The organism is Pseudomonas oryzihabitans (assembly GCF_001518815.1).
GTDB lineage: Bacteria > Pseudomonadota > Gammaproteobacteria > Pseudomonadales > Pseudomonadaceae > Chryseomonas > Chryseomonas oryzihabitans_E.
On the sequence record NZ_CP013987.1, the window covers coordinates 2,944,204 to 2,956,182 of the forward strand.

Annotated in this window: 11 protein-coding genes; all 11 read left to right on the forward strand. The window is 64.1% G+C overall.

Going from position 1 to position 11,979, the window contains the following annotated elements; translation table 11 throughout:
* Nucleotides 1-271 precede the first annotated feature (271 nt).
* The gene (locus APT59_RS13460) at nucleotides 272-2,503 is read left to right on the forward strand and encodes an NADP-dependent isocitrate dehydrogenase (protein WP_059315319.1); all 2,232 of its coding nucleotides are present in this window, start codon (nucleotides 272-274) and stop codon (nucleotides 2,501-2,503) included.
* Nucleotides 2,504-2,613: 110 nt separating this feature from the next.
* Nucleotides 2,614-3,066 (forward strand): NUDIX hydrolase, encoded by a 453-nt coding sequence (locus APT59_RS13465; RefSeq protein ID WP_059315320.1) that lies wholly within the window; start codon nucleotides 2,614-2,616, stop codon nucleotides 3,064-3,066.
* Nucleotides 3,067-3,094: 28 nt separating this feature from the next.
* Entirely contained in the window at nucleotides 3,095-4,177 is a 1,083-nt protein-coding gene (gene mnmA, locus APT59_RS13470; RefSeq protein ID WP_059316902.1) for a tRNA 2-thiouridine(34) synthase MnmA, read from the forward strand.
* On the forward strand, nucleotides 4,174-4,794 hold the full coding sequence (gene hflD / locus APT59_RS13475) for a high frequency lysogenization protein HflD (protein ID WP_059315321.1): 621 nt from the start codon (nucleotides 4,174-4,176) through the stop codon (nucleotides 4,792-4,794). The genes mnmA and hflD overlap by 4 nt, the downstream gene beginning before the upstream one ends.
* Nucleotides 4,795-4,877: 83 nt before the next feature.
* Complete coding sequence (gene purB / locus APT59_RS13480) at nucleotides 4,878-6,248, forward strand: adenylosuccinate lyase (protein WP_059315322.1); 1,371 nt, start codon at nucleotides 4,878-4,880, stop codon at nucleotides 6,246-6,248.
* Between the two features lie 58 nt (nucleotides 6,249-6,306).
* Nucleotides 6,307-7,485, forward strand: a complete 1,179-nt coding sequence (locus tag APT59_RS13485) for a cupin domain-containing protein (RefSeq protein WP_059315323.1) — start codon at nucleotides 6,307-6,309, stop codon at nucleotides 7,483-7,485.
* Nucleotides 7,486-7,497: 12 nt separating this feature from the next.
* Nucleotides 7,498-8,028, forward strand: coding sequence for a hypothetical protein (locus tag APT59_RS13490; RefSeq protein WP_059315324.1), 531 nt, complete (start codon nucleotides 7,498-7,500; stop codon nucleotides 8,026-8,028).
* Nucleotides 8,025-8,786: a secretin N-terminal domain-containing protein gene (locus tag APT59_RS13495; RefSeq protein WP_059315325.1), complete on the forward strand. Its 762-nt coding sequence runs from the start codon at nucleotides 8,025-8,027 to the stop codon at nucleotides 8,784-8,786. Before APT59_RS13490 ends, APT59_RS13495 begins: the two co-directional genes overlap by 4 nt.
* Before the next feature lie 258 nt (nucleotides 8,787-9,044).
* Nucleotides 9,045-9,458, forward strand: a complete 414-nt coding sequence (locus APT59_RS13500) for an NADH-quinone oxidoreductase subunit A (RefSeq protein WP_059315326.1) — start codon at nucleotides 9,045-9,047, stop codon at nucleotides 9,456-9,458.
* 10 nt (nucleotides 9,459-9,468) lie between these two features.
* Nucleotides 9,469-10,143: a NuoB/complex I 20 kDa subunit family protein gene (locus APT59_RS13505; RefSeq protein ID WP_059315327.1), complete on the forward strand. Its 675-nt coding sequence runs from the start codon at nucleotides 9,469-9,471 to the stop codon at nucleotides 10,141-10,143.
* Between the two features lie 50 nt (nucleotides 10,144-10,193).
* The gene (nuoC, locus tag APT59_RS13510) at nucleotides 10,194-11,978 is read left to right on the forward strand and encodes an NADH-quinone oxidoreductase subunit C/D (protein ID WP_059315328.1); all 1,785 of its coding nucleotides are present in this window, start codon (nucleotides 10,194-10,196) and stop codon (nucleotides 11,976-11,978) included.
* Nucleotide 11,979: the final 1 nt, after the last annotated feature.

The following is an 11,979-nucleotide window of genomic DNA, read 5'->3' on the forward strand; positions in this document are numbered from 1 at the left end:
CGCCAACCTGCGGCGGCACGAATGCACGCCTGGCGCCGCGCTGGTATACTTCCGCGACTGACGGGTCGCTGCGGACCCTGCCGGTTCCGCTGGCTGTATCGGCCGATCCCGCAATTTCCGCAGCGACGCTTTGTCGCATCGCACGTCCATCGCCGTCGCGCATGTCGCGCGGCCCGATAACGCCTTCTTGGGGCGTCTATCGACTCAAGGGTCGATCCTCGCTCGCCCGGCTTCGCGCCACAGCTGTGATAAAGAGGAGTTAAAGCAAGACATGTCCACCACGTCGAAGATCATCTACACCCTGACCGACGAAGCGCCCGCCCTGGCGACCTATTCGCTGCTCCCCATCGTCGAGGCCATCACCGCCTCTTCCGGCGTCGCCCTCGAAACCCGTGACATTTCCCTTGCCGGCCGCATCATCGCCCTCTTCCCCGAGTACCTGAAGGAAGAGCAGCGTATTTCCGACCACCTCGCCGAACTCGGCGAACTGGCCACCACTCCCGAAGCCAACATCATCAAGCTGCCCAACATCAGCGCCTCGGTTCCCCAGCTCAAGGCCGCGATCAAGGAACTGCAGGGTCAGGGCTATGCCCTGCCGGACTACCCGGACGAGCCCAAGGACGACAAGGAAAAGGACGTCAAGGCGCGCTACGACAAGGTCAAGGGCAGCGCCGTGAACCCGGTCCTGCGCGAAGGCAACTCCGACCGCCGCGCCCCGCTGTCGGTCAAGAACTACGCCCGCAAGCATCCCCATCGCATGGGTGCCTGGAGCGCCGACTCCAAGTCCCACGTCGCCCACATGGACGCCCATGACTTCTATGGCAGCGAGCGCTCGGCCACCGTCGAGAACGCCGGCAGCCTGAAGATCGAACTGATCGGCAAGGACGGCAGCAGCAAGGTCCTGAAAGAGAAGACCGCGGTCAAGGCCGGCGAGATCGTCGATGCCTCGACCATGAGCCGCAAGGCCCTGCAGAGCTTCATCGCCGCCCAGATCGAAGACGCCAAGGCCAAGGGCGTGCTGTTCTCCGTGCACCTGAAGGCCACCATGATGAAGGTCTCCGACCCCATCATGTTCGGCATCATCGTCGGCGAGTTCTACAAGGACGTGCTGGCCAAGCACGAAACCGCCCTGAAGGAAGCCGGCTTCGACCGCAACAACGGCATCGGCGACCTCTATGCCCGCCTGTCCAGCCTGCCGGAAGCCACCCAGGCCGCCATCAAGGCCGACTTCGACGCCCAGTACGCCGAGCGCCCGGCGCTGGCCATGGTCAACTCCGACAAGGGCATCACCAACCTGCATGTGCCGAGCGACGTCATCGTCGACGCCTCCATGCCGGCCATGATCCGTGACTCCGGCAAGATGTGGAACGCCGAAGGCAACCTACAGGACACCAAGGCCATCATCCCCGACCGCTGCTATGCCGGCGTCTACCAGGTGGTGATCGAGGACTGCAAGAAGAACGGCGCCTTCAATCCCAGCACCATGGGCAGCGTACCCAACGTTGGCCTGATGGCGCAGAAGGCCGAGGAATACGGTTCCCACGACAAGACCTTCCAGATCCCCACCGACGGTACCGTGCGCGTGACCGACGACCAAGGCAAGGTGGTCTTCGAGCACCCGGTCGAGACCGGTGACATCTGGCGCATGTGCCAGACCAAGGACGCGCCGATCCAGGACTGGGTCAAGCTCGCCGTCAACCGTGCCCGCGCCAGCGGCACCCCAGCGATCTTCTGGCTGGACCAGAACCGCGCCCACGACGCCCAGGTCATCGCCAAGGTCGAGCGCTACCTCAAGGACCATGACACCAACGGCCTGGACATCCGCGTCCTGTCGCCCGAGGAAGCCACTCGCGTGTCCCTGGAGCGCATCCGCAAGGGCGAGGACACCATCTCGGTGACCGGCAACGTCCTGCGCGACTACCTGACCGACCTCTTCCCCATCATGGAACTGGGTACCAGCGCCAAGATGCTGTCCATCGTCCCGCTGATGAACGGCGGCGGTCTGTTCGAAACCGGTGCCGGTGGCTCCGCGCCCAAGCACGTCCAGCAGTTGGTGCAGGAAAACCATCTGCGCTGGGACTCCCTGGGCGAGTTCCTGGCCCTGGCCGAATCCCTGAACCACCTGGGTGAGACCACCGGTAACGCCAAGGCCAAGATCCTGGCCAAGACTCTGGACCAGGCCAACGGCAAGTTCCTCGACAGCAACAAGTCGCCGTCGCGCAAGACGGGTGAACTGGATAACCGTGGCAGCCACTTCTATCTGGCACTGTACTGGATCCAGGCCCTGGCCGAGCAGAGCGAAGACGCCCAGCTCAAGGCCCAGTTCGAACCGGTGGCCAAGTCGCTGAGCGCCGATGAGGCCAAGGTGGTCGCCGAGCTGAACGGCGTCCAGGGCCAGGCGGTGGACATCGGTGGCTACTACCACCCTGACCAGGCCAAGACCAGCCAGGCGATGCGTCCGAGCGCTACGCTCAATGCCGCCCTGGCCCAGCTCAAGGGCTGAGATCAGCTCCTGCGTTGACCGCGAACCCCGGCCCCGGCCGGGGTTCGCTGCATTTGGGACCGACAAAGCTTAAGGCGTATACTGCGCGATTACCGATAGCGGAGTCCGAGATGGATTGGCACGCCCACGTCACCGTGGCCACCGTAGTGGAAGACGCCGGCCGCTTCCTGCTGGTCGAGGAAGAGAAACAGGGCCGCCTGGTGCTCAACCAGCCGGCCGGGCACCTGGAGCCGGGCGAGAGCCTGATCGAGGCGGCACGCCGCGAGACCCTGGAAGAAACCGCCTGGCAGGTGGAGATCCAGGGCGTGATCGGCATCGGCCTCTATGTCGCGCCGGGCAATGGCGTCACCTACTACCGCACCGCCTTTCATGCCCGGCCCTTGGTCCATGAAAGCGAGCGCGCCCTGGACGCCGACATCACCCGTGCGGTCTGGCTGACGCTCGACGAGATCCGCGCCGAGCGGGCTCGGCTACGCAGCCCCCTGGTACTCGATGCCATCGAAAAGTACCTGGATGGACACCGCTATCCCCTGTCGATGATCGTAGATATGAGAGGTTTTTGAAGTGAACGGCACCCGCGTCATCGTCGGCATGTCCGGCGGAGTGGATTCCTCGGTCTCCGCCCTCTTGCTCAAGGAGCAGGGCTATCAGGTCGAGGGCCTGTTCATGAAGAACTGGGACGAGGATGACGGTACCGAGTACTGTACCGCCAAGGAGGACTTGGCCGACGCCCAGGCGGTCTGCGACCGCATCGGCATCACCCTGCACACGGCCAACTTCGCCGCGGAGTACTGGGACCATGTCTTCGAGCACTTCCTCGCCGAATACAAGGCTGGCCGCACGCCCAATCCGGACATCCTCTGCAACCGCGAGATCAAGTTCAAGGCCTTCCTCGACTATGCCCTGGCCCTGGGCGCCGACCTGATCGCCACCGGCCATTATGTGCGCCGTCGCGATGTCGACGGCCAGACCTTGCTCCTCAAGGGCCTGGATGCCAACAAGGACCAGAGCTACTTCCTCCACGCCGTGGGTGGTGAGCAGCTGGCCCGCACCCTCTTCCCGGTGGGCGAACTGGAAAAGCCCGAAGTCCGCGCCATCGCCGAACTGCACGGCCTGGCCACCGCGCGCAAGAAGGACTCCACCGGCATCTGCTTTATCGGCGAACGCCGCTTCAGCGACTTCCTCAAGCAATACCTGCCGGCCCAGCCAGGTGACATCGAGACCACCACCGGCGAGGTCATCGGTCGCCACCACGGCCTGATGTACCACACCATTGGCCAGCGCCAGGGCCTGGGCATTGGCGGCATGAAGGATGCCGGTGACGATCCCTGGTACGTACTGAGCAAGGACCTGACCCGCAACGTCCTGATCGTTGGCCAGGGCAATGCCCACCCCTGGCTGTTCGCCGAGTCCCTGACCGTCAGCGAGATGTTCTGGGTCAACGACCTGGACCTCACCCAGCCGCGCCGTCTCACCGCCAAGGTCCGCTATCGCCAGCAGGATCAGCCCTGCCAGATCGAACGCCAGGGCGCCGGCTACCGGGTGGTCTTCGACGAACCCCAGCGCGCCGTGACCCCGGGTCAGTCGGTGGTCTTCTATGATGGCGACGTCTGCCTGGGCGGCGGCGTGATCGAGCACTACCAACCCGCCTGCGCCGAGGCGCCCGCCGCATGAACCGTACCCAGGAACAACTCATCGCCCTGGGCGGCGTCTTCCAGGCCGCCCTGCTGGTGGACCAGCTGGCGCGTACCGGCCAGGTAGCGGAAGAACCTCTGGCCTGCCTGCTCGGTAGCCTGCTGGTGCGCGATCCGGGCAGCACCCTGGAGGTCTATGGCGGCAGCGTCGCGCCGCTGCGCGAGGGCCTCGGCGCCCTGTCCAGCACCCTGGAGCGCAATCCCAACAGCCTGCAGCGCGAACCCTTGCGTTATGCCCTGGCGATGACCGCCCTGGAGCGCAAGCTGGAGAAGCGTGGCGACCTGCTCGACCTCATCGGTCGCCGCCTCACCCAGATCCAGTCCCAGGTCGAGCACTTCGGCGTGGCCCACGAGAACGTCATCGCCGCCTGCGGTGGCCTCTACGAGGACACCCTGAGCACCTTCAAGCAGCGCATCCAGGTGCACGGCGAAATGCGCTACCTGCAGCAGTCCGCCACCGCCTCGCGGGTGCGCGCCCTGCTGCTGGCCGGCATTCGCTCCGCACGCCTCTGGCGGCAGCTCGGCGGCCACCGCTGGCAGCTGGTGCTCAATCGTCGCAAGCTGCTCGACAACCTCTACCCCTTGCGCAACGTCTGATCCCAGGCCGGCGGCGGTACTACAGCGCCGGCCTTTGCGTGTAGAATTCCGCCCCTTTCTCCCCCGCTACCAAGAGAATGCCCATGCAGCTCTCCTCGCTCACCGCCGTATCGCCCATCGACGGCCGTTACGCCGGCAAGACCGCCGCCCTGCGCTCCATCTTCAGCGAATTCGGCCTGATCCGTTTCCGCGCCCAGGTCGAGGTCCGCTGGCTGCAGCGCCTGGCCGCCCACGCGGGCATTCCCGAGGTCGCACCCTTCTCCGCCGAGGCCAATGCCCTGCTGGACAAGCTGGCCACCGAGTTCAGCGTCGAGCAGGCCCAGCGGGTCAAGGACATCGAGCGCACCACCAATCACGACGTCAAGGCCATCGAGTACCTGCTCAAGGAAGAGGTCGCCGACCTGCCGGAACTGGCTGCGGTGAGCGAATTCATCCACTTCGCCTGCACCTCCGAGGACATCAACAACCTGTCCCACGCCCTGATGCTGCGCGAAGGCCGTGACCAGGTGCTGCTGCCACTGATGCGCCAGATCGCCGGCGAGATCCGCGTGCTGGCCCATCGCTTCGCCGACGTGCCCATGCTGTCGCGGACCCACGGTCAGCCCGCCTCCCCCACCAGCCTGGGCAAGGAACTGGCCAACGTGGTCTATCGCCTGGAGCGCCAGATCGAGCAGATCGCCGCCATCCGCCCGCTGGGCAAGATCAACGGCGCCGTGGGCAACTACAACGCTCACCTGTCCGCCTACCCGGACGTCGATTGGGAAGCCAATGCGCGTACCTTCATCGAAGACGACCTCGGCCTGACCCTGAATCCCTACACCACCCAGATCGAGCCGCATGACTACATCGCCGAGCTGTTCGATGCCATCGCCCGCTTCAACACCATCCTGATCGACTTCGATCGGGACATCTGGGGCTACATCTCCCTCGGCTACTTCAAGCAGAAGACCGTGGCCGGCGAGATCGGCTCCTCGACCATGCCGCACAAGGTCAACCCCATCGACTTCGAGAACTCCGAAGGCAACCTGGGCATCGCCAACGCCATCCTCCAGCACCTCGCCAGCAAGCTGCCGATCTCCCGCTGGCAGCGCGACCTGACCGACTCCACGGTGCTGCGCAACCTGGGCACCGGCCTGGCCCACGGCGTAATCGCCTACGAAGCCACCCTCAAGGGCATCGGCAAGCTGGAACTCAACGCCGCGCGGATCGCCGAAGACCTGGACGCCTGCTGGGAAGTCCTGGCCGAGCCGGTGCAGACCGTGATGCGCCGCTATGGCGTGGCCAACCCCTACGAGAAGCTCAAGGAATTGACCCGCGGCAAGGGCATCAGCGCCAGCGCCCTGCAGGACTTCATCGACGGCCTGGAGATCCCCGAGGCCGCCAAGGCCGAACTGCGCCAGCTGACCCCGGCCGGCTATATCGGCAACGCTGCCGAACAGGCCCGTCGGGTCTGAAGATCATCCTTTTTCTACGCCCGGCCTCGCCGGGCGTTTTTCATTGCGCGAGGTGTGCATGAACCCGGATCAACCCCTGCAACTGCTCGGCGGCCTGACCGCCCGTGAATTCCTCCGCGATTACTGGCAGCAGAAACCCCTGCTGATCCGCCAGGCCCTCCCGAACTTCCAGAATCCCCTGGAGCCCGACGAACTGGCCGGCCTGTCTCTGGAAGAGGAAATCGAATCCCGCCTGATCATCGGCCAGGACCAGACCTGGGAGCTGCGCCGCGGCCCGCTCCCGGAAGACACTTTCGCCGGCCTGCCCGAGCGGGACTGGACCCTGCTGGTGCAATCGGTCGACCAGTTCGTGCCCGAGGTGGCCGAGGTGCTGGAATCCTTCCGCTTCCTGCCCAACTGGCGCGTCGACGACGTCATGGTCAGCTATGCCGCCCCCGGTGGCGGTGTCGGCCCCCACTACGATCACTACGACGTCTTCCTGCTGCAGGGCCATGGCCGCCGCCGCTGGCGCATCGGCCAGCAATGCACCGCCGACAGCCCGCTGATCGACGGCCTGGAGCTGAAGATCCTCGCTGATTTCCAGCAGACCGACGAATGGGTCCTGGAACCGGGTGACATGCTCTACCTGCCGCCGGGCCTGGCCCATGACGGCATCGCCGAAGACGAGTGCATGACCTACTCCATCGGCTTCCGCGCGCCCAGTGCCGGCGAAGTGCTCACCCACTTCACCGACTTCCTCGCCCAGTTCATCCCCGAGGACGAGCGCTACAGCGACGCCGGTTGCGCGCCGGCCAGCGAGCATCCGGCGGAGATCCCGCCCGAGGCCATCAAGCGCCTGCGCGGCCTGATGGAGCGCCATCTGAGTGACGATCGCCTGCTGCTGGCCTGGTTCGGCCAGCACATGACCGAGCCGCGCTACCCGGAGCGGGTCGCCGGGGAAAACCTCAGCGCCAAGCAGCTGCGCAAGGAACTCGACGAAGGCGCACTGCTGATGCGCAACCCCAGTGGCCGCATCGCCTGGAGCCGCCTGGAAGACGAGGTGATGGTCTTTGCCAGCGGCCAGAGCCGCCTGCTGCCCATGCGGCTGCAACCGCTGCTCGACCTGCTATGCTCGGCGGACGTCTTGCACGAGGCCAATCTCGCGCCCTGGCTGCAGGACGACGATGCCATGCGCCTGATCCGCGAACTGCTCCAGCAGGGCAGCCTGATCTTCGCCGGAGAAGACGACGACGAGTGATAGGGAGCCGCCGTGGACGAGTCCTTTGCCGATCTGACCCTGGGCGCCCTGCCCGAACCCCAGCTCGGCCAGGACCTCGCCCTGCGCCTCGAAGGCCTGGACGCCCTGAGTGAGCACGGTGTCCGCCTCATCGCTCAAGCCAGCCGCCAGTTGTGTATCCAGACCCCTGACCTGGAAGCGCCCCTCTACGACATTCTGGACGTCGAGGCGGCGATCAAGCGCCTGCTGCTGGGCAATCCGCGACATCAGGTACGTATCCTGATCAACGACAGCGCCCTCGCCGTGCGCCAGGGCCATCGCCTCATCGCCCTGGCGCAGCGCCTGACCAGTAACCTGCTGATCCGGCGACCACCAGCCGACCAACAACCGGAAGGCGCCTGCCTGATCGTCGACGACCAGGCCCTGCTGCGCCGATCGGGCAACGCCCCCAATGGCTTCGTCCGTTATGGCGACCGTGCGGCGGTCAAGGTCCAGCAACAGCGTTTCGATCGCCTCTGGGCCATCAGCCAGCCGGATCAGGAACTACGGAGGATGGTGCTGTGAGACGATTGCTTGGGCTGCTGCTACTGCTGACCGCCACCGCCTGGGCCACCCCCAGAACCGAAGTCATCCCGCTGCAGTACCGCACGGCCGGGGACCTCCTGCCCACCCTGCAATCCGTGCTCGGCGGCGAAGGCAAGGTCAACGTCTACGGCAACCAGCTGATCGTCAACGCCGAGCCGGCCAAGCTGACCGAGATCAAGAATCTGTTGACCCAGCTGGACACCCAGCCGCGGCGCCTGCTTATCACCCTGGCGACACGCGCAGGCAGTTCAGGGGCCAGCCAGGATTATTCCGCAGGCGGCAACGTGCGTTCACCCCAGGTGCGCATCATCGAGGACAGCACCGATCGGCACGAGGATGGTGCCCAGCGCGTTCAGGTCACCGAGGGCTACCCTGCCTTCATTCGCTTCGGCGAAGACGTCCCCGTGACCACCTACCAGACCTCGCCCTATGGCCAGAGCTCTGCCCAGACCGACTATCGCCGCCTCGAACGCGGTTTTCAGGTCACCGCCCGTCTGAGCGGCAATCTGGTGCATCTGGACATAAACAGCGTCGACGACCGCGCGGCTGCCCACCATCCGGGCACGTTACAGACCCAGGGCGCCGCGACCCGCATCAGTGGCCCCCTGGGGCAGTGGCTTGACCTGGGAGGATTTCGTCAACAGATCGAAGGCGACCAGAGGGGCCTCACCCGCTACTACTCGACCGAGGGTCGTGACGATCGTCAGTTGAGCATTCGCGCCGATCTCATCGACTGACCAACCGGCGAACGGGAGAACTCTCGCGGCGCCTGGCAATCTAGGTTTCACTAGACAATGAAAAGTTATTTGAGAATAATTCTTATATTCATTCTCAAATAACTTTGAAGTTCTGTTTAGTTTGATTCAAAGCAGTCCAATAGAATCTTTTTAAGCCAATAAATTTACAGAATGAATCGATAGAGCATAAAATCTGTCTGTCTTGCGACACCGTGTCGCACTGATAGCGCCTGATACCCATAATTAAGGATTCAAAGCATGTCTGAGCCGATCAGCCTACTGACCCACAACTGGAGCTTCGCGGTATTCCTCCTGGGCGTGGTCGGTCTGATCGCCTTCATGCTTGGAGTCTCGAGCCTCCTCGGCAGCAAAGCCGTAGGTCGTAGCAAGAACGATCCCTTCGAGTCCGGCATCGTCCCCACCGGGGGTGCCCGTCTCCGTCTCTCTGCCAAGTTCTACCTGGTCGCGATGCTCTTCGTGATCTTCGATGTCGAAGCCCTCTTTCTCTTCGCCTGGTCGGTCTCCATCCGTGAATCGGGATGGGCCGGCTTCGTGGAAGCCTCCATTTTCATAGCAATTCTGTTGGCGGGTCTTGTCTACCTGTGGCGAATCGGAGCGCTCGACTGGGCGCCTGCGAGCCGTCGTGAGCGACAGGCGAAGTCGAAACAATGAGGCTTTGGCAATGCAATACAATCTCACCCGGATCGATCCCGATGCGGCAGTAGACCGCTATCCGGCCGGCCAACGGGAAACCGTTGCCGACCCTATGGAAAGTCAGGTCAACCGCAGTATCTTCATGGGCAAACTCGAAGATGTCCTGCGGGGCGCAGTCAATTGGGGACGCAAGAATTCTCTCTGGCCGTACAACTTCGGCCTGTCCTGCTGCTACGTGGAAATGACCACTGCCTTCACGGCGCCCCATGACATCGCTCGCTTCGGCGCCGAAGTCATCCGGGCATCGCCGCGTCAGGCGGACTTCATGGTCATCGCCGGCACCCCCTTCATGAAGATGGCTCCGGTCATCCAGCGCCTGTACGAGCAGATGCTGGAACCCAAGTGGGTTATCTCCATGGGTGCCTGCGCCAACTCCGGCGGTATGTACGACATCTACTCGGTCGTTCAGGGCGTGGACAAGTTCCTGCCCGTCGACGTCTATGTGCCCGGCTGCCCGCCTCGCCCCGAGGCCTTCCTGCAGGGTCTGATGCTCCTGCAGGACTCCATCGGTGAAGAGCGCCGCCCCCTTTCCTGGGTGGTGGGCGATCAGGGCATCTACCGCGCCGAAATGCCTTCGCAGCGCGAGCAGAACCGCGAGCGCCGCATCCAGGTCACCAACCTGCGCAGCCCAGACGAAGTGTAAGTCCCCTCCGGGACTTGCATGCTGACGACGATCGATAGCGACGGAACATCATGACCGCAGACACCGCTCTGTCCGCCTCTGCGCTCGCCCCTGCCGGCGATGCGTCGGTGGTTGGCGAACTCCAGGGCCAATTCGGCGCAGACGCCCTGACCCTGCAAGACACCCGTACCGGCATGCCGGTGATCTGGGTGGCGCGCGAAAAAATCATCGAAGTGTTGCGCTTCCTGCGCAACCTGCCCCGCCCCTACGTCATGCTCTATGACCTGCATGGCGTGGACGAGCGCCTGCGGACTCACCGCCGCGGCTTGCCCAACGCGGACTTCACCGTTTTCTACCACCTGCTGTCCATCGACCGTAACAGCGATGTGATGCTCAAGGTGGCGCTTTCGGCGAACGACCTCCGCCTGCCGACCGCGACCGGCATCTTCCCCAATGCCAACTGGTACGAGCGGGAAGTGCTCGACATGTACGGCATCCACTTCGATGGCCACCCGCTGCCCAAGCGCATGCTGATGGCCGACAACTGGCAGGGGCACCCGCTGCGCAAGGACTATCCCGCGCGGGCCACCGAGTTCGATCCCTATGCGCTGAACGCCGCCAAACAGGATCTCGAACAGGAAACCCTGAGATTCAAGCCAGAAGAGTGGGGCATGAAGGAACATGCGGAAAATTCCGACTTCATGTTCCTCAACCTGGGCCCGAACCACCCCTCGGCCCACGGTGCCTTCCGCATCATCCTGCAGCTGGACGGCGAAGAGATCGTCGACTGCGTGCCCGAGATCGGCTATCACCACCGTGGCGCCGAGAAGATGGCCGAGCGCCAGTCCTGGCACAGCTACATCCCCTACACCGACCGGATCGACTACCTCGGTGGGGTGATGAACAACTTGCCCTACGTCCTTTCGGTAGAGAAGCTCGCCGGCATCAAGGTGCCCGCGCGGGTCGACTTCATCCGCGTGATGATGGCCGAGTTCTTCCGCATCAACAGCCACCTACTGTACCTGGGTACCTACATCCAGGACGTCGGCGCCATGACCCCGGTGTTCTTTACCTTCACCGACCGTCAGCGTGCCTACAAGGTCATCGAGGCCATCACCGGCTTCCGCATGCACCCGGCCTGGTTCCGTATCGGCGGCGTCGCCCACGACCTGCCTCGTGGTTGGGACAAGCTGGTCCGCGAATTCCTCGACTGGATGCCCAAGCGCCTGGACGAGTACGAGAAGGCCGCGATGAAGAACAGCATCCTCATCGGCCGGACCAAGAACGTTGCCGTCTATAACACCAAGGAAGCCCTGGAGTGGGGTGTCACAGGTCCCAACCTGCGCGCCACGGGTCTCGATTTCGACCTGCGCAAGGCTCGCCCCTATTCCGGCTACGAGAACTTCGAATTCGAAGTGCCCATCGCCCACAACGGCGACTGCTACGACCGCGGCATGCTGCGCGTCGAGGAGATGCGCCAGAGCCTGCGCATCATCGAGCAGTGCCTGCAGCACATGCCCGAAGGCCCGTACAAGGCGGATCACCCGCTCACTACGCCGCCGCCCAAGGAGCGCACCCTGCAGCACATCGAGACCCTGATCACCCACTTCCTGCAAGTGTCCTGGGGTCCGGTGATGCCGGCGGGCGAAGCCTTCCAGATGATCGAGGCGACCAAGGGCGCCAACAGCTACTACCTGACGAGCGATGGCAGCACCATGAGCTACCGCACCCGCATCCGGACGCCGAGCTTCCCGCATCTGCAGCAGATCCCGGCCGTCATCCGCGGCAGCATGGTGTCCGACCTGATTGCCTACCTGGGCAGTATCGACTTCGTCATGGCCGACGTGGACCGCTGAG